Genomic DNA, 23,850 nt, shown 5'->3' with positions numbered 1-23,850 from the left:
GAACAACATGACAGACCTACTATGTCTTTCAGATCTAACTGCAATTGAACCACCACAAGAAAATGACACCGATATGATGTTTAAAGTTGAAGCAGTCGAGCCACCTGAACGTTGTCCTGAATGTGGTTTTGACAAGTTGTACAAACACAGTTCAAGAATGAAACTAATTATGGATTTGCCAATTCGTTTAAAGCGAGTGGGCTTACAATTGAACCGCAGACGATACAAGTGTCATGAATGCGGATCTACCTTCTGGGAACGCCTAATATCCGTTGATGAAAAGCGTAGTATGACCAAAAGGCTTTTAAAGTCCATTCAAGAGCAATCCATGTCTAAGACCTTTGTAGAAGTCGCAGAAAGCGTTGGTGTTGACGAGAAAACCGTTAGGAACGTCTTTAAGGATTATGTGGCACTCAAAGAACGTGAATACCAGTTTGAGACTCCTAAATGGCTTGGGATAGACGAGATACATATTATTCGTAAACCTCGGCTTGTATTGACTAATGTTGAACGCAGGACTATCTATGACATAAAGCCTAACCGTAACAAGGAAACAGTCATCCAACGTCTTTCAGAAATCAGTGACAGGACTTATATTGAGTACGTCACAATGGATATGTGGAAGCCCTACAAAGACGCAGTGAACACTGTCCTTCCACACGCTAAAGTTGTCGTAGATAAGTTCCATGTAGTTAGAATGGCTAATCAAGCCTTAGATAACGTCAGAAAGTCTTTGAAAACCCAAATGAGCCAAAAAGAAAGACGTACCCTTATGCGTGAAAGGTTTATCCTTCTAAAGCGTAAACACGATCTAAATGAACGTGAATTATTCCTCTTAGAGACTTGGTTAGATAATCTTCCTGCTTTGAAAGAAGCCTATGAACTTAAAGAAGAGTTTTACTGGATTTGGGATACTCCTGATCCAGATGAAGGTCTACTTCGTTATAGTCAATGGAGACACAGTTGTATGTCCAGTAACTATAAAGACGCTTATAAAGACCTTGTGAGAGCCGGAGACAACGGGCAAGAAGAAATATTTAACTACTTTGATAAAAGGCTCACTAACGCTTATACGGAGTCAATTAATAGCATTATTAGGCAGGTAGAGCGAATGGGTAGAGGTTACTCTTTTGATGCCTTACGAGCCAAAATCCTGTTCAATGAGAAGCTCCATAAGAAGCGTAAACCACGATTTAATTCGAGTGCTTTTAACAAAGCTATGCTATACGATAATTTCAGTTGGTTTGAAGTGACTGATCACGACATTACAGACAACTTTGGTGTCGATTTTTCCACACTTATTAAGAATTTGGAGAAGGGTGATTTATAAGCCCTTTTCCACCATAAAATCCGAATACCCTATATATTATTTCAAATAAAAAAAGCAGCTAAATAATAGCTACTTTTTTATGCCTGGCAACGTCCTACTCTCACAGGGGGAGAGCCCCCAACTACCATCGGCGCTCTAGAAGCTTAACTTCCGTGTTCGGTATGGGAACGGGTGTGACCTTCTCGCTATCGCCACCAGACTATTTTCAAGACATTCTTTATTATAATGTCTTTTTGATTTTTTTCAAGAGAAAATTTTAATTTATTCTCTCAAAACTAGATAATGTGGAAGAAGAAAGAATTACTTCGTAATCAGTTGTCTAGCTCCGGCTCCTAGCTTCTCGGCCGTTTCGATCCGTCCCTACAAATCCAAAAATCGGGATATGCAGCGCCGGCTCTCCAACGTCTGTCGAAGCTGAACAGTCGCCTCTGCTTTTCTATTTGGTTAAGTCCTCGATCGATTAGTATTTGTCAGCTCCACGTGTCGCCACGCTTCCACCTCAAACCTATCTACCTGATCATCTTTCAGGGATCTTACTAGCTTACGCTATGGGAAATCTCATCTTGAGGGGGGCTTCATGCTTAGATGCTTTCAGCACTTATCCCTTCCGCACATAGCTACCCAGCTATGCCTTTGGCAAGACAACTGGTACACCAGCGGTGCGTCCATCCCGGTCCTCTCGTACTAAGGACAGCTCCTCTCAAATTTCCTACGCCCACGACGGATAGGGACCGAACTGTCTCACGACGTTCTGAACCCAGCTCGCGTACCGCTTTAATGGGCGAACAGCCCAACCCTTGGGACCGACTACAGCCCCAGGATGCGATGAGCCGACATCGAGGTGCCAAACCTCCCCGTCGATGTGGACTCTTGGGGGAGATAAGCCTGTTATCCCCGGGGTAGCTTTTATCCGTTGAGCGATGGCCCTTCCATGCGGAACCACCGGATCACTAAGCCCGACTTTCGTCCCTGCTCGACTTGTAGGTCTCGCAGTCAAGCTCCCTTGTGCCTTTACACTCTACGAATGATTTCCAACCATTCTGAGGGAACCTTTGGGCGCCTCCGTTACTCTTTAGGAGGCGACCGCCCCAGTCAAACTGCCCACCTGACACTGTCTCCCACCCCGATAAGGGGTGCGGGTTAGAATTTCAATACAGCCAGGGTAGTATCCCACCGACGCCTCCACCGAAGCTGGCGCTCCGGCTTCTCAGGCTCCTACCTATCCTGTACAAGCTGTACCAAAATTCAATATCAGGCTACAGTAAAGCTCCACGGGGTCTTTCCGTCCTGTCGCGGGTAACCTGCATCTTCACAGGTACTATAATTTCACCGAGTCTCTCGTTGAGACAGTGCCCAGATCGTTACGCCTTTCGTGCGGGTCGGAACTTACCCGACAAGGAATTTCGCTACCTTAGGACCGTTATAGTTACGGCCGCCGTTTACTGGGGCTTCAATTCAGAGCTTCGCTTGCGCTAACCCCTCCTCTTAACCTTCCAGCACCGGGCAGGCGTCAGCCCCTATACTTCGCCTTGCGGCTTCGCAGAGACCTGTGTTTTTGCTAAACAGTCGCCTGGGCCTATTCACTGCGGCTCTTCGAGGCTATTCACCCCAAAGAGCACCCCTTCTCCCGAAGTTACGGGGTCATTTTGCCGAGTTCCTTAACGAGAGTTCTCTCGCTCACCTTAGGATTCTCTCCTCGCCTACCTGTGTCGGTTTGCGGTACGGGCACCNATGCCGGCTCTCCAACGTCTGTCGAAGTTGAACAGTCGCCTCCGCTTTTCGAAAAATATTCCTTAGAAAGGAGGTGATCCAGCCGCACCTTCCGATACGGCTACCTTGTTACGACTTCACCCCAATCATCTGTCCCACCTTAGGCGGCTGGCTCCTTGCGGTTACCCCACCGACTTCGGGTGTTACAAACTCTCGTGGTGTGACGGGCGGTGTGTACAAGGCCCGGGAACGTATTCACCGCGGCATGCTGATCCGCGATTACTAGCGATTCCGGCTTCATGTAGGCGAGTTGCTTTGTCACCGGCAGTCAGATTAGAGTGCCCAACTGAATGCTGGCAACTAATCTCAAGGGTTGCGCTCGTTGCGGGACTTAACCCAACATCTCACGACACGAGCTGACGACAACCATGCACCACCTGTCACTCTGTCCCCCAAAGGGGAAAATCCTATCTCTAGGAGTGTCAGAGGATGTCAAGACCTGGTAAGGTTCTTCGCGTTGCTTCGAATTAAACCACATGCTCCACCGCTTGTGCGGGCCCCCGTCAATTCCTTTGAGTTTCAGCCTTGCGGCCGTACTCCCCAGGCGGAGTGCTTAATGCGTTTGCTGCAGCACTAAAGGGCGGAAACCCTCTAACACTTAGCACTCATCGTTTACGGCGTGGACTACCAGGGTATCTAATCCTGTTTGCTCCCCACGCTTTCGCGCCTCAGCGTCAGTTACAGACCAAAGAGCCGCCTTCGCCACTGGTGTTCCTCCACATCTCTACGCATTTCACCGCTACACGTGGAATTCCGCTCTTCTCTTCTGCACTCAAGTCTCCCAGTTTCCAATGACCCTCCACGGTTGAGCCGTGGGCTTTCACATCAGACTTAAAAGACCGCCTGCGCGCGCTTTACGCCCAATAATTCCGGACAACGCTTGCCACCTACGTATTACCGCGGCTGCTGGCACGTAGTTAGCCGTGGCTTTCTGGTTAGGTACCGTCAAGGTACCGCCCTATTCGAACGGTACTTGTTCTTCCCTAACAACAGAGTTTTACGATCCGAAAACCTTCATCACTCACGCGGCGTTGCTCCGTCAGACTTTCGTCCATTGCGGAAGATTCCCTACTGCTGCCTCCCGTAGGAGTCTGGGCCGTGTCTCAGTCCCAGTGTGGCCGATCACCCTCTCAGGTCGGCTACGCATCGTCGCCTTGGTGAGCCGTTACCTCACCAACTAGCTAATGCGCCGCGGGCCCATCTGTAAGTGATAGCCAAGGCCATCTTTCAGCTTTTCTACATGAGTAGAAAAGAATTATCCGGTATTAGCACCGGTTTCCCGGTGTTATCCCAGTCTTACAGGCAGGTTGCCCACGTGTTACTCACCCGTCCGCCGCTAATCATCGGGAGCAAGCTCCCTCAGATTCGCTCGACTTGCATGTATTAGGCACGCCGCCAGCGTTCGTCCTGAGCCAGGATCAAACTCTCCGAAAAAGAGTAAGATTAGCTCTTATAATTTTAAAAATAGAATTAACGTTGACGTATGGTTTGTTTAGTTTTCAAAGAACAATTTCGATCTCCAATCGCTCAAAGCGACTTTATTATAATATCAGAAACAAATTCTGATGTCAACAACTTTTTTATCTCATTGTTTTCTTGTTGCTTGCTGTTTCGCAGCAACAGATATTAATATACCACCATATCAAAATTGACGCAATAGCTTTTTAATAGTTTTTTAGAAGAAAGATATTTCTAATAATACATATTTTTTTAAAAAGCTGGCTTATCAAAGCCAGCTCTAGTTATCATTATTTATGACGCATTAACGGGAACAATAAAACATCTCTTATTGATGGTGAATTAGTTAATAACATAACCAAGCGGTCAATACCGATGCCTAGACCACCGGTTGGAGGAAGACCATACTCAAGAGCCTCAATATAATCATTATCCATCATATGGGCTTCATCATTTCCTTGTTCTCTTTCCTTCAATTGAGCCTCAAAACGTTCCTTTTGATCAATTGGATCATTAAGCTCAGTGAAAGCATTGGCATGTTCACGAGCGACAATAAATAGCTCAAAACGATCAGTAAATCGTGGGTCTTCGTCATTTTTTTTCGCAAGTGGAGAAACGTCCACTGGATGTCCATAGATAAAGGTTGGTTGAATCAATTTTTCTTCAACCCTTTGCTCGAAGAACTCATTCACGATATGTCCATATTGCATATTATCATTAATTTCAATATTGTGCTCTTTTGCAAGCTGACGAGCTTCTTCTGTAGTCATCTCTTTCCAGAAGTCTACCCCTGTATATTCCTTAATAGCATCTACCATATGAAGTCTTTTCCACTCAGGTTTTAATTCAACTTCATATTCACCATATTGAATCTTCGTTGTACCTAAAACCTCTTGGGCAATATGGGCAATTAAATTTTCAGTTAGACTCATAATATCACGGAAATCAGCATATGCTTCATATAGCTCAATCATCGTAAACTCAGGATTATGTCTTGTAGATACTCCTTCATTTCGGAATACACGACCAATTTCATAGACCTTTTCTAAGCCACCGACAATCAGTCTTTTTAAATGTAATTCAATAGCTATACGCATATATAATTGCATATCCAATGCATTATGATGTGTAATAAAAGGACGAGCAGAAGCTCCACCGGCAATAGAATGCATCATTGGTGTTTCCACTTCTAAATAGCCATGGTTATCAAGATACCGTCTCATTGATTGAATAATTTTACTACGAGTAATAAAGGTTTTTTTACTCTCTTGACTCATAATTAAATCTAAATAACGTTGACGATAACGTTGTTCAACATCCTTCAAACCATGGAATTTGTCAGGTAGTGGTCGAAGTGACTTCGTTAATAATATGAACTCATGAACTTTTATAGATAGCTCTCCAACCTTTGTTCTGAAAACCGTTCCTTTGATTCCAACAATATCCCCAAGGTCCACTTCATTGAATATTTCATATTGGTCGTCACCAACAGCATCTTTACGAACATAGATTTGAATTTGGCCGGATAGGTCTTGAATATGTGCAAAACCAGCTTTACCTTTTCCGCGTTTTGTCATAACTCTACCAGCTATAGCTACAGAAACATTCTTCTCCTCAAGTACTTCATTATCTAGCTCTCCGAATTGATCAAACAGTTCTTGCGCAAGATTAGTACGCTCAAAGCGCTTTCCAAATGGATCTAATCCTTTTTCTCGCAATGTGTTCAATTTTTCCCGTCTGACCATCAATAGGTCATTTAATTCTTCGTGACTCAACACAATCATCTCCATTACATCTTCTTATGTAAGACGCATTAAATGCGAATGAATAATTTAGTGCATACCATAATATTTTACACAATTTATTTATATCAGACATCATAAATGTTTTTAATTGAAAAAAACTGCCAATTTGTCGTTCTGGCAGTTTTTTCACATGAATGAATTATAATGAAAGTTTCTCTATAAGTCAAACCCTCACATGGCTTGAAAACTGCTTTGCTCCATCTCTTCAGCTTCAATAACAAGATGATTTAATAACGCAACTAGCTCTTCTCTTGTATTACATTCATTAATCATGTTTCTAAACTTGGCATTACCTCTTATTCCTTTTAAATACCAAGCGGCATGTTTACGCATCTCTCTAATTGCAATCTTTTCATTTTTTAAAGCAATTAAACGATCAAGGTGTAATATGCATACATCAATTTTTTCTCGAGCAGAAGGCTCACCCATTAATTCGCCAGTTTCTAAATACTTAACTGTTCGATAAATCATCCAAGGGTTGCCCAATGCCGCTCGACCTATCATGACACCATCGCATCCAGTTTCATCCATCATACGTTTTGCATCTTGAGGAGTTTGAACATCGCCGTTTCCGATAATAGGTATATTGACGCTTTGTTTTACTTCACGAATAATGTCCCAGTTGGCTTTCCCCTCATACATTTGAACACGTGTTCTACCATGAAGTGAAGCCGCCTGGCCTCCAGCTCGTTCTACAGCTTTTGCATTTTGTACTGCAAAGATATGATCCTCATCCCAACCCATACGCATCTTTACTGTTACAGGTTTTTCAACCACATCAACTACCGCTGAAACCATTTCATATATTTTCTCTGGATCTAGAAGCCATTTTGCCCCTGCATCACTTTTTATTATTTTAGGAACGGGACAACCCATATTAATATCGATAATATCCGCATTAGAATTTTTATCTACAAACTTAGCAGCTTCAACAAGAGATTCCCTTTCGCCACCAAATATTTGTAGGCTTAGAGGTTTCTCTCTTTCATCAATATATAACATGTCCATCGTCTTTTCATTTTTATAAATAATTCCCTTATCGCTTACCATTTCTGCACAAACAAGTCCTGCACCAAATTCTTTGACTGTTAACCGAAAGGCTGAGTTACAAACGCCGGCCATTGGTGCTAATACGACAGGGTTTTTCAATTGAATGTCTCCAATTTTTAGCATTGGTGATCTCCTTACATTTGTTGTCTATATTAATCGTGATTATTTGGTGGAATTAAATCCTCTTTGCTTATATTAAGCAATTGAGTAATTTGTTCAATTAATTCTTCCGTTGGCATTCTACTGCCTCGCTCTATTTCGCCAAAAATTGATACTGATATCCCTAGCTCTTTAGCAAAACTTTCTTGAGTAAAGCCTTTTAGTTTGCGAAAAGCGCGAATACGTCTTCCCCATTTTTCTGCTTCCATATTCGAACTCCTTCTTTAGCAGGTATAACATTTAAGTAATACTGTAATGATTGGTTCATCTTCGGAACATAGATGTCTGGGTCAATCTCTAAAAGAGGTATTATAACAAAGGCGCGTTCTGTCATCCTAGGATGAGGAATCATTAAATTCTCTGCTTCAATATTTTCTTGATTATATAACAGAATGTCAAGGTCTATTGTTCTTGGACCCCAATGTATTTCCCTTTTCCTCCCAAGTTTTTTTTCAATTTCTTGACAAACCATTAATAATTCCATAGGTTTTAAACTAGTGTTTACTTTAATTACCATATTTAAAAACTGATCCTGATCCTCGTAACCAACAGGATCTGTTTCATAGATTGACGAAGTATTTTCCAAATGTATTTCATTATTGGTTGCTAATTCATTTATTGCCTGGCGTAAATTTTCATAACGATCGCCAATATTTGAGCCTAAAGCAATATATGCTTGATTAATCAATGATTATCTACTCCTTGTAATCTCTATCGCAACAGAATCATAATGCCCGGGTATAGGAGGATCAGGCTTAGTAACCTTAACTGTTACGGATTGAACAGTTGAATAATAGCCTAGTATAGATGATGAGATTTTTTCTGCAACAGATTCTATTAACTTATAGGGCTTTCCTTCTACTATTTCCTTACTTAAATGATATAAGTCCCCGTAGTTAATAGAGTCCTGTAAATGATCACTTATTCCCGCCTTCCTCAAATCCAACTCAATCGTTAAATCAACTATAAACCGCTGGCCTAACCTTGTTTCCTCTGGAAAAACACCATGGTATCCATAAAATTGCATTCGATTCACATGTATCTTATCCACTGTACTCACCCTTACCTATCATAGCATCCATCATTTTAGCCATTCTGCTCATTTCTTTTACATCATGAACTCGAATCATTTGACAACCCTTTTGAATTCCAAAACAAATGGAAGCACCTGTTCCTTCCATTCTTTCATTAACAGGTAAATCCAACACATTTCCAATCATTCTCTTTCTAGATGTTGCTAACAATACAGGATATCCTAATGAGACTAATTTGTCCAAGTTTCTCATCATTTCCAGATTTTCATTTTGGTTTTTGGCAAACCCTATTCCAGGGTCTAAAATAATCTTCTCATCCTTAACTCCAGCCTTTTTCACAAGCTGAATACTTTCATATAGATCATTAAATACATCTCTAATAAAAACATCATAATTGATATCATGACGATTGTGCATTAATATGATTGGCACATCATACTGCGCAGCAAGGGGAGCCATAAGAGGATCAGCCTTAGCTCCCCATATATCATTAATAATATGAGCTCCAGCTTCAAGGGCTTGTTTAGCTACTTCCGCTTTATATGTATCGATTGAGATGGGGACATCGATATTTTTGGAAATGGCTTTAATTATAGGAATGACGCGCTCTATTTCCTCTTCTACAGATATAACCTCGTATCCCGGTCTAGTAGACTCTCCCCCAATATCAATCATATCCGCCCCATGTTCGACCATTTCTACTGCATGCTTGACTGCTATATCTATATGATTATACATTCCACCATCCGAAAATGAATCAGGGGTAACATTTAAAATACCCATGATCAGTGTTTTATTCCCATAGTCCAAGGAATAAGGTCCACACTGAATCGTCTTTATAACATTGTTAATCACGGTTGTTCCTCCTATTTCAACTCTTTCACTTGTGTACATGAGAATAAAATCTCTTTAATCATCATACATGAAATGAGAAATTGTTTCATTTCTATTTTTTCAAAAATAAAGATAATTTTCCACGATTAAAGCTTAGGTTAGGTTCTCCCAATTTTGTTATACAAACAAAGGACAGTAAAAAAGCAACGGCCCATATAGACCGTTGCTCCAATTATTTAATATGTTATTCTGCATCAAATTGATATAACGGTGTACTTAAGTATCTTTCACCATTACTAGGAATAATGGCTAGAACCTTTTTGCCCTTTCCTAGTTCTTTTGCTAATTGAATAGCTGCATAAATTGCTGCACCAGAGGAAATACCTCCAAGAATTCCTTCTTCTCTTGCAGCACGGCGAGCGTATTCAAATGCTTCTTCAGTGCCTACTTGAATAATTCCATCATACACTTCAGTATTTAATACATCTGGTACAAATCCAGCACCAATTCCTTGGATTTTATGTGGGCCCGGCTTTCCACCAGAAAGGACTGGAGAATCTTTAGGTTCTACAGCATAGATTTTAATTCCATCAAAATGTTCCTTCAACACTTGGCCAGCTCCAGTAATCGTACCACCTGTTCCAATCCCTGCAACAAACGCATCTAATTGATCTAGTTGTTCAACAATTTCCTTCCCAGTTGTTCTTCTATGAACTTCAGGGTTGGCAAAGTTTTTAAATTGTTGTGGAACAAAATAGCCATGTTCCTTCGCTAATTCTTCTGCTTTCCGAATTGCTCCTCCCATACCTTCTGGTCCAGGGGTTAATACAAGTTCTGCTCCATAAGCTCGAAGTAAATTACGGCGTTCCAAGCTCATCGTTTCAGGCATGACTAGAATAGCTCTATATCCTTTCGCGGCTGCAACCATCGCTAAACCGATACCAGTATTTCCACTAGTTGGTTCAATAATTGTATCGCCTGCTTTTAAATCTCCGCTTTCTTCTGCAGCCTCAATCATTGCTAGGGCAATACGGTCCTTTACACTGCTTCCTGGATTCATATACTCCAATTTTAAATAAACATCCGCAATATCCTCATCAACAATACGATTTAGTTTGACGATTGGGGTTTGACCGATTAATTCTAATACTGAATTTGCAACTCGTGCCATTTTCATACACTCCTCTTTAATCCGACTATTTTTATTGGTTTAATTAAAATTTATCAATAAATGAAATATAAGTCAATTAATTTATTGAAGTTTATTTCATTTTTCCGAAAATAAAGTATTTTCCCTTAACCCTTACAAGGATATTCCACTTTGTAAAAAAATAGTCTGCTTTTATGATGACCAAACTACTCTCAAGTAATTTGCAACCCCCAAAAAAGCAGACTTTCTATTTTATTCTTTAGCCTCTTCCCTTAATTGTTCTAGTTCCTCTTCGGAGAAATGATAGATTTCGTTACAAAAATGGCATTGTGCTTCGGCCTTGCCATCTTCCTTTATCATATCTTCAATCTCATCTTTTCCTAAGCTTATAATTGCATTGGAAAATCGTTCCTTTGAGCAAGTACATCTAAAAGTTACTGGCATAGTCTCTAATATTTTTACATTTTCTTTTCCTAATATCTCAAATAGCAGTTCCTCAGGAGTTAATCCTTTTTCAATTAGTTTGGATACAGGTGTCATGTTTTTTAAATGGTTTTCAATGGCAGTAATGGTTTCTTCCTCTGTACCAGGCATTAACTGAATAATAAATCCCCCTGCCGCTAAAATGCTATTATCTGGATTTACTAGTACTCCAACCCCAACTGAAGAGGGAATTTGTTCTGATGTTACTAGGTAATAGGTAAAATCTTCACCTAATTCACCTGATACAATCGGAACCTGCCCTGTAAAGAAATCCCTTAATCCGATATCTTTTACTACAGATAACATTCCTGTTGTTCCAACCGCTCTTCTCACATCTAATTTTCCTTGTTCATTTAAATCAAAATGTGTCTGTGGATTCGTCACGTACCCTCTTACTTCGCCTTTAGCATTACTATCGACAAGAATTGCTCCAATCGGGCCCCCACCTTCAATTTTTACGGTTAATTTATCTTCCCCTTGTAACATTGCGCCTAACATAACCGTTGCCGACATCGCTCTTCCAAGAGCTGCAGATGCTGTTGGCCATGTGTAGTGACGACGTTGGGCTTCACCTACCGTCTCTGTACTACGCACGGCATATGCACGGACCTGTCCATTGTATGCTATACCCTTTACTAAATAGTCACTCATTCAAAATCTCCTTTATTTCAAACAATTAATGTTTAGTATTCTCTTTATTACGTTTATAAATTAGCTTTAACCCTTTTAATGTTAATAATGGGTCTACAACATCAATCACATTTGATTCATGGGCGATAAGATTTGCTAATCCACCGGTGGCAATCACCATCGGTCTTTCTTTACTTTGTTCCTTCATTCTTTTGACAATACCTTCAACCTGACCAACATATCCATACAGAATTCCTGACTGCATGGCTGCAACCGTATTTTTCCCAACTATATGATCAGGGCGGGCTATTTCAATTCGAGGTAGTTTTGCCGCTCTTGAATATAATGCTTCAGTTGAAATATTAATTCCAGGAGCAATAGCGCCTCCCAAATATTGTTTCTCTTCATTTATATAACAATAGGTTGTCGCAGTTCCAAAGTCGACAATAATCAACGGGCTACCATACTCATGAATAGCTGCCACAGCATTCACTATCCGGTCTGCACCAACCTCTCTTGGATTTTCATATTTAATATTTAATCCAGTTTTTATTCCTGGTCCAACAACCAATGGCTTTATATGGAAATACTTTTCGCACATTCTCTCAATCGAAAACATAATTGGTGGTACGACGGATGAAATAATGATTCCGTCAATATCTGAAAAGGTTAGGTTTCCATGTTCAAATAATGACTTAATAATCATTCCGTATTCATCTTCTGTTTTATAGCGGTTTGTCTCAATCCTCCAATGGTGGATTAATTCCTCACCTTTATATACACCTAATACAATATTAGTATTCCCTATATCAAATACAAAGATCATCTTTTTCACCACTTTTTTAATTTTAGTATCTCGAATTACACTGCAAACATCATAACATACCCTATAAAAATCATGGAATAAAAATGGCTTATTTTCATCCATTTATTCACCAAAAAAGAGATACTCAGGCATGAGTATCTCCTTTATTTGTGAATATATCAAGCTTTATTGTCATCAGCAGGAGAATCAGATGATTCTTTACTTTCATCATTATTTCCAACAGATGTTTCGTTATTTATATCATTATCCTGAGTTAGCTCTTCTTTTTTGCTATTAATATTAACCTTTACATCATCAGAATCAGATTCTACAGTTAGTTTCTTTCCTTCAGAAGCAGAAGGTGGCATTGTACCATGATCAGCTAAGTGTCTGATTTGTTCTGCATTTAAGGTCTCAACTTCTAACAGTGTTTTAGCAATTAAATCGAGCTTTTCACGATTTTCGGTAAGGATTTTTCTTGCCTTTTCATAACATTCTTTGATAATTCGTTGAATTTCTAAGTCAATTTCGTATGCAATGGCATCAGAGTAGTTTTGCTCATTATTAATATCTCGACCAAGGAAGACTTGACCTTGAGTATGTCCGAACTGCAACGGTCCAAGCTTATCACTCATACCGTACTCAGTAACCATTTTTCGTGCAATTCCAGTTGCTCTTTGGAAATCGTTATGAGCCCCAGTACTTACTTCACCAAAGACGATTTCTTCGGAAACACGACCACCGAGAAGACCAGTAATCTTATCAAGCAATTCTGGTTTTGTCATGAAATAGCGATCTTCTTTTGGAAGCATTACTGCGTATCCACCAGCTTGACCACGAGGAACGATGGTTACCTTATGAACCATGTCTGCCTCGTCAAGAACCAATCCAATGACTGTATGACCAGCTTCGTGGAAAGCAACAATATTTCTTTCCTTTTGAGAAATAACTCTGCTTTTTTTCGCAGGACCTGCAATTACGCGGTCTGTCGCTTCATCGATATCTTCCATTTCAATTTTCTTCTTATTCATTCGGGCTGCCACTAATGCTGCCTCATTTAATAAGTTTTCTAAATCAGCACCTGAGAATCCTGGAGTTCTCATCGCAATATTTTTAAGATTAACCTGTTCATCTAACGGTTTATTTCGTGCATGAACTTTAAGTACTGCTTCACGACCATTAACATCTGGGCGGTCCACAGTAATTTGTCGGTCAAATCGGCCTGGACGTAATAAGGCAGGGTCTAGAATATCTGGGCGGTTTGTAGCTGCGATGATAATGATTCCTTCATTTGCACCGAAACCATCCATTTCTACTAATAACTGGTTAAGAGTTTGTTCACGTTCATCATGTCCTCCTCCTAAACCAGCGCCACGCTGACGTCCAACAGCATCAATTTCATCGATAAATATAATACAAGGAGCATTCTTTTTCGCAGTTTCAAATAAATCACGAACACGGGATGCCCCTACCCCAACAAACATTTCCACAAAGTCTGAACCACTGATTGAGAAGAATGGAACTCCTGCTTCTCCTGCGACTGCACGTGCGAGTAATGTTTTACCTGTACCTGGAGGTCCAACCAATAAAACACCCTTAGGAATACGAGCGCCTAGTTCAGCAAATTTGCGAGGGTCCTTTAAAAACTCAACAACTTCCACAAGCTCTTGTTTTTCTTCATCTGCTCCAGCAACATCTTTAAAACGAACCTTTTTCTTTTCATCGTTGTAAAGTCTCGCCTTGCTTTTTCCAAAATTCATCACTCGGCTTCCGCCGCCTTGAGCTTGATTTAAAAGGAAGAAGAAAAGGATAAAGATAATAACAAAAGGAATAATGGATGTGAAAAATGTCACCCAGCCGCTAGTTTCTTTAGCAGGGTTAATTGTTACCTCTGCTTTTTCAGCAACTTTTTCAATTCTCTGAATCGAAGAATCATTGTTGTACACATAAGTGATAAATTGTTCGCCTTCTTTATAGCCTTCAAGTTCACCTCGTACCTCATACACACCTCTAACAGGCTGTATAGTTATAGACTGAACATCACCGCTTTCTAAGTGGCTAATAAATTTATCATATGTTATATGTTTTGTTGGCTCATTGCTGCCATTAAAAAAGCTTACAACGCCAATAATGACAAGAAAAATTAATAAATAAAAGATGGTATTACGGAAGATCCGATTCATCCCTTACCTCCTCCCACGGTCAAAAACTATACTAAATAGTATCATAGAAAAACGCATAAATACAAGAAATTACACTTGACTTTATTGAAGATAAAATTTGCTTTGCATTACTTTTTTACTTATTTTATTTTAATTGTCGCTGCTGTATACTTCAGGTTTTAAAATACCGATATATGGAAGATTACGATACTTTTCAGCATAGTCTAAGCCATAGCCAACTACAAACTCATCTGGTACTTCGAAACCAACATAATCAGCTTTGATGTCGACCTTTCTACCCGTAGGTTTGTCAAGTAAAGTAACAATCTTTATTGTATTTGCTCTTCGATAACGGAAAAGCTCTACTAAATAGCTCAGAGTTAAGCCACTGTCAATAATATCCTCGATAATTAAGATATCACGGCCCTCAACAGAGGTATCTAAATCTTTAAGGATTTTTACTTCACCTGAAGATACCGTTGAGTTCCCATAGCTTGAAACATCCATAAAATCCATTTCAAGATAGCAGTCTACCCGTTTTAGAAGGTCTCCCATAAAAGGCATTGCACCTTTTAATACACCGATTGCTAAAGGAAACTTGTCCTTATAATCATTTGTTAATTGAACAGCAAGTTCCTTCGTTTTCTCTTGGATTTCCTCTTCCGTTATTAAAACCTTTTCCATATCATTTTTCATATTTTTGTGCCCCCTAGAAGATCATTGCTTAATAAATTTTAATAATATGTACCGATTTGCGGACTCTCCATTAACAGGAAGATTCGCCTTCTTTATCCCAGGAATCCAGACAATTTCATTGGAATGATTCGTTACGATGGGCCAAGCATTTCGTTCATGTACAGGAACTTTTTTGTCGATAAAAATATCCTTAATCTTCTTTGTTCCATTCATTCCCTTTAACGTCATTCTATCTCCATTTTTTCTAGTCCTTACGATAATGGGTAGAGTCCCTTCAAGTTTTAATAATAACGTATTTAAATCCTTATCCTCTTGTATATCATCTACAAATTCCATTATCAATTTAGAACCATTTGGTAATAAGTAGAAACCAGGTTTGGAAATCTCAATGCAATAAGGTTGCACCTCTTGAAGTTGTACATTAAAATGACATTCGTCATAGGACCTTACAATTTTTAGACCATTTGGAAAATCCAATATTCCTGAAGGATGAGGATTAGAAATTAATAAAAAAACTTGATCAATATGTATAGCGGATAAAGATGCAGGTTTTTCCTTATATAGATATTTTAATATTAGTTGAATACCTCTCCTTTGTAAAGGCATCGGAATTTTAAGAAATTCCTCTATACTAATCACTATTTTACCCTGACTCCTCACTTTCATTACCTTACTCATTTCTTGAACAGTTAATTCCTGTAAAAAATCTTCATCACTTATCAATTCATCACTAAAACGCGCAAAATGTAAGTGTACATGAGGATTCTCTTTATGCAAGAAAGGTAAGACCTGATGCCTAAAACGATTCCTGCTATATAGAAGTGATTCATTACTCGGGTCTCTTCTAGGGTCTAAATGATTGTCGGTACAATATTTCTCAATCTCCCTCCTGTTTAAACATAAAAAAGGGCGGAAAATAAATCCTGATTTAAAAGGTCTTAGAAAGGGAATTCCAGCTCTAGCCTTTCCTGTACTACCTCTTGTTAATCTCATCAATATTGTTTCTACCTGATCATCCCCATGATGTCCAAGGGCAAGATAATCAATATGGAGTTTCTCAGCAACTTCTTCAAAAAATTGATATCTACAATTTCTCGCAGCTATTTCTAAACTCAATCCTGTTTGTTCCATATATTTCGGAACATTTACCTGTTTCATTTCAAACGGAATATTCCTCTCTTCACAAAAATCCCTGACAAAAAGAGCTTCTCCGTAGGACTCCTCTCCTCGAAACATATGGTCAAGATGAGCCGCAAAAATGTCTAAATTCCATTGAGTTCTATGTTTCCATAGGAAATGGAGAAGAGCTAAAGAATCTGGTCCCCCGGAAACCCCAACCAATATCCTAGAATTTTCTATATGGAATTGTTTATAATGTAGGAATTTCTCAACCTTTTTATCAATCATATGCTTCTTCCTTAATGACTAGTTTCATTTAATCATCCAATGATGGATGTTTTAAGCTTACCACTAATCACTATAAATCTTCAAAAACAAACCTAGACGTTTTTAAAAAAATTTATCTTATCTAATAAATGCATTTCCCACATCTATTTCCCTTAATACGTGACAATAAGAAAAAAGTTTCATTAGACCATTATAAAATTTGTTCATAAATATAAAGGAAGTATAAAAAGGAGATAATCATGAGGATAATAAACGACTCAATGATTCCTCTTTTCCTTCTTCTCTTTTTCTTAATCTTTTGATTAGCTGGAGCCACTTGATTTGAGTTTTTCCTCTGAACGTTTTTTTGATTTGTTCTATCCGGACTTACACTTATTTGTGAGCTGAATAGTTCTAGTAGATCCTCCCTCATCTGTTTAGCACTTTGATATCTACCTTCTAATGCTGTTAGTAGGATTCTTTCATACTTTTGTAGCTCTGTTTTTTGTTTAATAAGCGGCTTTAACTGCTTTATTCCACCTGTTGTCTTTGGAAATCGCTTCGGATAAGCTGTGTTAATCATAATCATGGCAACAGCGAAAAGGTCATAGGTTGGTTCAGCCTTCCTGCTCCCCATCCCCCAATATCCACGATCATAAAACTCTGTAAATTCCTTTATTGCCCTTCCTTGTATGGTGGTACCCCCTACATCGATACAGCGGATTTTTGAGGGTGGACCAGTAACAATAAGATTTTCAGGTTTTAAATCTCCAAAAACCCAACCATTTTGATGTAATTTTTCTAAATCGGAAAGAAGTTGTAGAATTAGTACCCCAGTCCATGACTGACCCCTTTTATTTATAAATGATAAAAGGTCAGGCCCATGAATGTATTCCATGACATAAAATTGAATATTCTTCGTTCCTCTTCCCCAATCATCAACATCAATCAAAGAAGGTCCGAGGGTAGACCCTTGGACCTTTTGAAAGGATTTTAGTACATTAACTTCAGAGGTTATGGCCATTCCGTTATCACTTATTTTCAGAGCAACCTGTCTGTTTTGAAATTGTACTAAATAAACAGCTCCATTCGCCCCAGAACCAAGTAGCTTAATAATTGTAAATCGATTCTTATGCCATTTACCTTCGATAATCGTTCCCGGAATTATGTTACACAGACTCTTCGAAGAACTGTTCATCATCACGAGATAGTAAGCTCCTTAGTGATCTTTTTTTCTTAAAATAAGTTAATGCTTCACGAATAGCAGGACCAGTTGGTGTCGTGCCACCAGTTGTTAATTTAGAGAAAATACTTGTTAGTGATTCGAGCTTAGGCGTCCAATCTAGCAATTTTTCGACATCATTCTTTTTCCCGGGAAATACAAAAACAGAAAAACGATTATCACCACTACGTGCATTTAAGCTTAACGAAAGGTCTAACAATGCTTCTTTAACGGTTGGTAGCTTATGTTTCATACTTCCACTTGTATCGACAAGAATCAACACCTCGAGTTCTACCGTTTCACCAAGCTCGTCAACAACTTCCATAACCTCTCCCCTTTTTTCAGGAGGTAGGTCTTCTACCGTTTTTGAACCGCCCAAGATTTGTTGGAGTTCTCGGTTTACAACTCCTTGAAGTGTTTGAGTCATTGCTTTTCTAGTGACCATCTGAACAGTTTGAGAAAGCTGGGTAGCATAGACTACCTGACTGACTCCTCCACCAGACAAGGCTATTTCCTCAATTTCGTTCATTCCCTGTTCATCAATTACGTCATGGTCCATTACACCAATAACATTGACTGTAATTCCTTGTTCCTTTGCAAGCGCTGCCATAGCAACTGGATCTTCTCCCTGATTTGAACAACCATCTGTGATTAATAATATTTGCTTTAACGTACCTGTTTTCATATGCTCCCCTCCAAATAGTAAATTGTTAACATTTTCGACTGTATAGGGATGATTTATACATACCTTCAAAGCTTCTTGCAGAAAATAATTATTTAATTCGCTTTTTGACGATATTTATTAATTGGAATGGTTGCCCATTTAGGGGTGTTATGTTTAATTTTTGAAACAACAACAGTCATGTCATCATCAATATTTCCCGAACTTGACCTTATTACCTCCTCCATAATTAAGTCTGCAATCTCTTGAGGGTCATCCGTTTTTAACTCTTGAATTTTTCTTTTCATCCATATATCATGATTTTCCACATGCTTTGGACCCTCAAACACACCATCACTCATCATGATTAAAATATCACCGGCTTTTAACTGTTCACTAACCACATCTACTTCAAATTCATGCAGGATTCCCATTGGTAAATTGCCTGCCTGTACTTTGATGATTTTATTTCCCCTCTTAATAAAACTTGGAGATGATCCAATCTTTATAAATTTGGATGTGGCATTTTGCAAATCTATCATTGCTAAATCTAAAGTTGAAAAAATTTCATCAGTGGTTCTTAAAGATAAAACGGAATTCACCGATTTTATAGCTACCCTTTCATCGATTCCTGACTGCATTATTTTTTTTAGAAGTTTGAGTGTTTCCTTACTTTCGATGTGCGCCCTTTCTCCATTTCCCATACCATCGCTTATCGCAATTGCGTATTTCCCACAACCAAGCTCAATTGTTGAAAAACTATCACCAGAAACAAAACCCCCATTTTTGGCTGCATGGGCAACCCCAGTAAAAACAGTAAAGGCTTGTGCAGAACGAAAGGTTGCGTGACTAATACCTCCTGGAATTGTTGGATGTTCCTCTGAACTTACAATGATTGTTTCACCTAATATATCTGAAAGTACAGGAGCAATAAGCTTTTCGCTTTCCCCATGCCCCCTACTAAAAGGTATTGTAATTTCTATATCAACATTACCTTGTTCTAAGCTATAAATCTCTACATTATCTATTTGAACACCAAACTCTTGTAATGCCTCTAAAATTAAATCCTCCTGTTTATGATGGTTTTCCCTTTCTCTTTGAATCTCCTTTGCAAAATCACCCATAATCTCAGAAACGCCCAGTAATTGGTCAGCAACCAATCTTCTGCTTTCCCTCACCTGCCGTTTTAATTTTTGGTTTGCTTGAAAAAAGGTTAATTCCTGATGAATGGCAACAGTCACCTTTTTAGAACGGGTACAATACTTGTCCCACTCTCTTGTAAGCCTTGAGGAAATTGTTCCATCTTTTTGATCCATTTCATTAATAATTTCCCTCATGTAATCATAAGTTGTATCAAAGTTCCTTACCCAGCAATGTTCTTTTTTAAAACAGGTTTGGCAAGTCTTTGCCGTTACGTTACTTAAGAAATAATCTAGCTCCTTTTCCTGGTCATAATCATTTAATGATTCATCAAAAGAAGAAAAGCTCTTGGATAAAGCATGAAATACAGAGGAAAACTGTTCCACCCTTTGTGCTGTAACATCTCGCATCTTCCTCATATATTGTTGTTGTTCAGCAGAGTACTCTGGTGTACCGGGGATATATTTTGCAATCTTTGAGGTAAACACTTGAGGAGTAAGTAAAAAGATAAATATTGCAGCTGATGACTCTAATACAGTTTTTAATAAACCTCCACTACCACCTCCATACATACCAATTAATAAAGTAGCAACTATTAAACCAATAGATACTCCTATCTTTCTTCCTTCTTTCAAAAGTCCACCTAATAAACCCGAAAAGGCTAGTAGGCTCATATGATTTAAACTCGAAATATTTGCAAGACTAAATATTAAACCAGTAACGACACCAACGGTTGAACCTACAGTCGCTCCTGCTACAAATGAAAATAACAAGACTAAATACCGGGACATAATATGCTCAACTGATAAATCATATAATGACCACCCAATTGTACCTGTCATTATAGAGGCGAGCATAATGATTAAGCACACAATTTCCTCCGTTCTTAATGATTGCTTCCGTTTACTTATCATTAAAAACGGGATACTTTGTAAGAAAATTAATGTTAATATAAATCCTAAGCTAGCTTCCACACTTGCCATCATGCCATCATATATACTGATTTGCTTCGTAAGGATTACGACCTCGGCCATTTTCCCTACCAAAACGGTAAAGAAGACAATAAAAGGGAATACTTTCACTTCATTTTCTGCCGATTTTATCGTTATTTTCGTTAGTATTAAAAATATAAAGCAAATGGCAAAAGCAGAAACCGAATCAGTTATAGACAAAGTAGTTGCCCCAGCCACTAATCCGATCAAAGCCAGAGGTGCTTTATCTCTCCTGATAAAATAGACAGCTGCAAAAAACGGTAAAGTAAAGGGAGTAAGTTTAGACAAAATTAAGGCTCGTCCAAGCAAGAAGCCGATGAATAAAAGGATGTACCCCTTTTTGATAAAAAGTGTTTCAAGCTTTAATAGAAATTTGTTTACACCGTTTTGGAATTCTAACCTTGTGCTAGAAAAATCTACTTCCCCAAGAGGCTCTATCATGTTCCTCTCTACCTTTTCCATTAATCCACACACCCTTTTTTTCAGTATTATTTCTGACTATTATAAGTGCAGGTTTCTTAAAAATTTGTCAAAAAAGGAGATGGCCAACTACTTTTTGTTCGACGCATTTCACCGTAAAACACGAAAAGGGAACAATTTTCCAAAAGATAAAATTAACAAAAAATGGAAAAATGTTGATATAATAACCTTTGGCATGATAACAAATTTCAACAATTGTCATAAAATGTTCGAAAATATATAAAAAAAAGCAAACCTGTGTAATAGTTTGCTTTTGTTGAAATCTATTTATTTATATGATAATCAGCAGCAAGTTAACCTCTTCTAGCTCCTCTACCGCCACGTTTTGATTCCGTATTGCGTTTTAAAGAAGACAAACGATCTTCGCTATCTTTTAAGAACCTTGCCATTTTTGCCTCGAAGTTTTCTTTTACAGGACGACTATCATGTCCTCTACCTTGTCGTGGACGGCCAGAATTTCCTTTATAATCGCTTCTCCCGCTTCTTTCAGGCCTTTCTGATCTTTCAGGTCTTTCCGGTCTGTCTTTTGCCTTTTTAATAGATAATCCAATCTTTCCATCTTTTTCAACATTGATGACCTTAACTTCCACCTGGTCCCCAACTTTAAGATGTTCATTAATATCTTTAACATAATTGTCTGCCACTTCACTAATGTGAACAAGACCGGTTGAGCCATCCGGCAGCTCCACAAATGCTCCGAAATTAGTAATGCCTGTTACTTTCCCTTGTAACTTGCTGCCTACTTCAATTGACATAAAAAAATTTTTCCTCCTTAAAGGTATATAAAAAATAACTTTATACTATATTATACAGAATGAAAAAAAAGAGTGTCAATAAGCTAACTACTCAGTTGTATTTTCCTTTAGGTTATCTTCTGGAAGACTGAAGATTATTTCACCCCTTTTGGATAAAAAATAATCCTTCCTAGCAAGCTTCGCTATGTATTCATCATCATTAAGTTTTACAATCTCTTCCTTTAAGACATCTTCCTTTTTCTTTAAATTTTCCAACTCTTGATCCAGTTGATTTTTTTCCTTATGCATTCGGTCAATCGTATAGGTTTGAGAAATGAGTGAGGAAATCATGAAATAGGATGCAATAGCAGCTAAAACAAAGAAGAAGGATAATCTCCTTACTAGTCGCTTCTTTTTCTTTATTGTATGTATTTCTTCAATTTCCTGTTGCCTGACATAATTTGTTTGGATTTTCGATACCTTCCGTTTCCTTACTGCACCCATTCTCGCACCCCCTTACTTATTTTATTATGATTTGCTATTTCCTAATTATAATTTTCTTTATTTTTAAGAAATATCCTGCCATTTTATTATATAACTTCTCGACGATATTTTTAATACCTTTCGGCAATTTATTCCAAAGTAATGACAATATCCAACTAAAAGGCTTCAAGACCATTCTTATTATATATATTAATATCTTCAGGAGAAAGCGGACAAGAGCATAAAGACCCTTTCCGAGCAGGATTATAAAGGAAATTATTGCCATTACAAGAGAGTAAATGGGTCTATATACTAACATTTGGAACATTTTTACAAAGAATCGATATATCGTGACAATTGTCGATATAACAAATTCTAATAGTCTTAAATATATCTGCTTTAAAAGACTTTGATAAGCAGCAAAGCCACATAGTAATGCAAGAAAAATATAAAATCTAAGTTCCCCTTTATTTACCAGGAACAAAATATAAAAAATGATTAATCCCTGAACGGTCCAAAAAAGGATGTCGTTAAAGAAAACAATCCAGCCTTTTCTTTTAGGTCTTTGAAGGAAATGATTATACGTATCAAGTGCAGCACCAAAAAAACATCCCATACCAATCATAGCCAGCATGGTCAAGAATTGAGTGGAAAGTGTCATCGGAACAATTTGCTAAAAAATCCTTTAGCTTTCTCCCCATGTTGGTCATCTAAATAGATTAAATCAAAGACCTTCCCTTTAATGGAGACAATTCCTTTATCAACATCCAAATTTTTCATTTGGAGATTTTGGCCTCTTATTGACAAAAATCCCATAACTGTCTCAAGGAGAAATTCCTCATTATCAAAGCTTTCTACCTGCTTCACACCTGTAATTTCAAGCTGCTTTCTACCTCTCATAATAACATCATGTTCCTGAACAGAACCCTTTGTTGAATTTGTATCATAATATTGACTCATGTTCATCCCTCGCTATCCCTAGTACACCTTTTTGTACATGTTTATGAGATACAAGAGAGAATTAGAACAAGCCTTTTATTTGAAATCCAATTTCATTAGTATTAAAAAGGGAAGAGCTTAATCTTGATTTAACTCTACTTTTTCCTCGCCAATAATAGAATACATTTCTGCTGCTTCCTCTTTTCTTGAAGTTTCTTGCAATCGTTCAACCTTGACTGTTACGACCTTTTGACCAAAACGAATCGTTAGAATGTCTCCAACCTTTAAGTTTGAGCTAGCCTTCGCCTGAATCCCATTAATCGCAATTCTCCCTTGATCAGATACTTCCTTTGCAAGTGTTCTACGTTTAATTAATCTTGAAACTTTTAAAAATTTATCTAATCGCATTTACCTTCACTCACTTTCTTATTAAATATTCAAATTCAT

Annotated in this window: 21 protein-coding genes, 1 rRNA gene and 2 other annotated features; of the genes, 1 reads left to right on the top strand and 21 read right to left on the bottom strand. The window is 38.4% G+C overall.

The genetic code is table 11. The features are described 5' to 3' along the window. Positions 1 to 7 precede the first annotated feature (7 nt). The gene (locus BQ6100_RS00310) at positions 8 to 1,330 is read left to right on the top strand and encodes an ISL3 family transposase (protein WP_075979853.1); all 1,323 of its coding nucleotides are present in this window, start codon (positions 8 to 10) and stop codon (positions 1,328 to 1,330) included. 81 nt (positions 1,331 to 1,411) lie between these two features. Here the strand turns inward: BQ6100_RS00310 and rrf are convergent. The 21 genes from rrf to BQ6100_RS00195 form a co-directional block, all read right to left on the bottom strand. Continuing rightward, positions 1,412 to 1,529 (bottom strand): 5S ribosomal RNA (rrf, locus tag BQ6100_RS00305). A gap of 253 nt (positions 1,530 to 1,782) precedes the next feature. Further along, positions 1,783 to 2,651: a sequence feature (23S ribosomal RNA rRNA prediction is too short), on the bottom strand. 3 nt (positions 2,652 to 2,654) lie between these two features. After that, positions 2,655 to 4,534: a sequence feature (most likely nonfunctional fraction of RNA operon), on the bottom strand. 314 nt (positions 4,535 to 4,848) lie between these two features. Then, positions 4,849 to 6,348 (bottom strand): lysine--tRNA ligase, encoded by a 1,500-nt coding sequence (gene lysS / locus BQ6100_RS00295; protein WP_390622390.1) that lies wholly within the window; start codon positions 6,346 to 6,348, stop codon positions 4,849 to 4,851. A gap of 186 nt (positions 6,349 to 6,534) precedes the next feature. Next, the gene (dusB, locus tag BQ6100_RS00290; RefSeq protein ID WP_075979851.1) at positions 6,535 to 7,536 is read right to left on the bottom strand and encodes a tRNA dihydrouridine synthase DusB; all 1,002 of its coding nucleotides are present in this window, start codon (positions 7,534 to 7,536) and stop codon (positions 6,535 to 6,537) included. Between the two features lie 29 nt (positions 7,537 to 7,565). Beyond that, positions 7,566 to 7,781 (bottom strand): helix-turn-helix domain-containing protein, encoded by a 216-nt coding sequence (locus tag BQ6100_RS00285; RefSeq protein ID WP_075979850.1) that lies wholly within the window; start codon positions 7,779 to 7,781, stop codon positions 7,566 to 7,568. Beyond that, the gene (gene folK / locus BQ6100_RS00280) at positions 7,733 to 8,260 is read right to left on the bottom strand and encodes a 2-amino-4-hydroxy-6-hydroxymethyldihydropteridine diphosphokinase (protein ID WP_075979849.1); all 528 of its coding nucleotides are present in this window, start codon (positions 8,258 to 8,260) and stop codon (positions 7,733 to 7,735) included. Before folK ends, BQ6100_RS00285 begins: the two co-directional genes overlap by 49 nt. A 3-nt stretch (positions 8,261 to 8,263) precedes the next feature. Continuing rightward, positions 8,264 to 8,623 (bottom strand): dihydroneopterin aldolase, encoded by a 360-nt coding sequence (folB, locus tag BQ6100_RS00275; protein ID WP_075979848.1) that lies wholly within the window; start codon positions 8,621 to 8,623, stop codon positions 8,264 to 8,266. After that, complete coding sequence (gene folP, locus BQ6100_RS00270) at positions 8,616 to 9,389, bottom strand: dihydropteroate synthase (RefSeq protein ID WP_235816560.1); 774 nt, start codon at positions 9,387 to 9,389, stop codon at positions 8,616 to 8,618. Before folP ends, folB begins: the two co-directional genes overlap by 8 nt. A gap of 295 nt (positions 9,390 to 9,684) precedes the next feature. Further along, positions 9,685 to 10,611, bottom strand: coding sequence for a cysteine synthase A (gene cysK / locus BQ6100_RS00265; RefSeq protein ID WP_075979846.1), 927 nt, complete (start codon positions 10,609 to 10,611; stop codon positions 9,685 to 9,687). A gap of 231 nt (positions 10,612 to 10,842) precedes the next feature. Beyond that, positions 10,843 to 11,724 carry an Hsp33 family molecular chaperone HslO gene (gene hslO, locus BQ6100_RS00260; protein WP_075979845.1) on the bottom strand — a complete coding sequence of 294 codons (882 nt, stop codon included), beginning with the start codon at positions 11,722 to 11,724 and terminating at the stop codon, positions 10,843 to 10,845. A gap of 25 nt (positions 11,725 to 11,749) precedes the next feature. After that, complete coding sequence (locus BQ6100_RS00255; protein ID WP_075983378.1) at positions 11,750 to 12,529, bottom strand: type III pantothenate kinase; 780 nt, start codon at positions 12,527 to 12,529, stop codon at positions 11,750 to 11,752. A 158-nt stretch (positions 12,530 to 12,687) separates the two neighbouring features. Then, complete coding sequence (ftsH, locus tag BQ6100_RS00250) at positions 12,688 to 14,691, bottom strand: ATP-dependent zinc metalloprotease FtsH (protein ID WP_075979844.1); 2,004 nt, start codon at positions 14,689 to 14,691, stop codon at positions 12,688 to 12,690. A 129-nt stretch (positions 14,692 to 14,820) separates the two neighbouring features. Next, positions 14,821 to 15,366, bottom strand: a complete 546-nt coding sequence (gene hpt / locus BQ6100_RS00245; RefSeq protein ID WP_075979843.1) for a hypoxanthine phosphoribosyltransferase — start codon at positions 15,364 to 15,366, stop codon at positions 14,821 to 14,823. A 21-nt stretch (positions 15,367 to 15,387) separates the two neighbouring features. Beyond that, positions 15,388 to 16,773, bottom strand: coding sequence for a tRNA lysidine(34) synthetase TilS (tilS, locus tag BQ6100_RS00240; RefSeq protein WP_075979842.1), 1,386 nt, complete (start codon positions 16,771 to 16,773; stop codon positions 15,388 to 15,390). Between the two features lie 190 nt (positions 16,774 to 16,963). After that, positions 16,964 to 17,953, bottom strand: a complete 990-nt coding sequence (locus BQ6100_RS00235; RefSeq protein WP_075979841.1) for a serine/threonine protein kinase — start codon at positions 17,951 to 17,953, stop codon at positions 16,964 to 16,966. Next, positions 17,922 to 18,716: a vWA domain-containing protein gene (locus tag BQ6100_RS00230; RefSeq protein WP_261798585.1), complete on the bottom strand. Its 795-nt coding sequence runs from the start codon at positions 18,714 to 18,716 to the stop codon at positions 17,922 to 17,924. Before BQ6100_RS00230 ends, BQ6100_RS00235 begins: the two co-directional genes overlap by 32 nt. A 35-nt stretch (positions 18,717 to 18,751) precedes the next feature. Beyond that, positions 18,752 to 21,229 carry a stage II sporulation protein E gene (gene spoIIE, locus BQ6100_RS00225; RefSeq protein ID WP_075979839.1) on the bottom strand — a complete coding sequence of 826 codons (2,478 nt, stop codon included), beginning with the start codon at positions 21,227 to 21,229 and terminating at the stop codon, positions 18,752 to 18,754. A 311-nt stretch (positions 21,230 to 21,540) separates the two neighbouring features. Further along, on the bottom strand, positions 21,541 to 22,002 hold the full coding sequence (locus BQ6100_RS00215; RefSeq protein ID WP_075979837.1) for a S1 domain-containing RNA-binding protein: 462 nt from the start codon (positions 22,000 to 22,002) through the stop codon (positions 21,541 to 21,543). 87 nt (positions 22,003 to 22,089) lie between these two features. Beyond that, a complete protein-coding gene (locus BQ6100_RS00210) occupies positions 22,090 to 22,485 on the bottom strand; it encodes an FtsB family cell division protein (protein ID WP_075979836.1) in 396 nt (131 codons plus the stop codon). A gap of 34 nt (positions 22,486 to 22,519) precedes the next feature. Then, on the bottom strand, positions 22,520 to 23,125 hold the full coding sequence (gene yabQ, locus BQ6100_RS00205) for a spore cortex biosynthesis protein YabQ (RefSeq protein WP_075979835.1): 606 nt from the start codon (positions 23,123 to 23,125) through the stop codon (positions 22,520 to 22,522). Beyond that, entirely contained in the window at positions 23,122 to 23,424 is a 303-nt protein-coding gene (gene yabP, locus BQ6100_RS00200; RefSeq protein ID WP_075979834.1) for a sporulation protein YabP, read from the bottom strand. The genes yabQ and yabP overlap by 4 nt, the downstream gene beginning before the upstream one ends. Before the next feature lie 117 nt (positions 23,425 to 23,541). Continuing rightward, on the bottom strand, positions 23,542 to 23,811 hold the full coding sequence (locus BQ6100_RS00195; RefSeq protein ID WP_075979833.1) for an RNA-binding S4 domain-containing protein: 270 nt from the start codon (positions 23,809 to 23,811) through the stop codon (positions 23,542 to 23,544). Between the last annotated feature and the right edge of the window lie 39 nt (positions 23,812 to 23,850).

The sequence above is a fragment of the Bacillus massilinigeriensis genome, from assembly GCF_900117315.1.
Classification (GTDB): domain Bacteria; phylum Bacillota; class Bacilli; order Bacillales; family Cytobacillaceae; genus Bacillus_BE; species Bacillus_BE massilionigeriensis.
The sequence above is the reverse complement of the archived record's forward strand: the minus strand, read 5'-3'. Positions and strand labels throughout refer to the sequence as shown.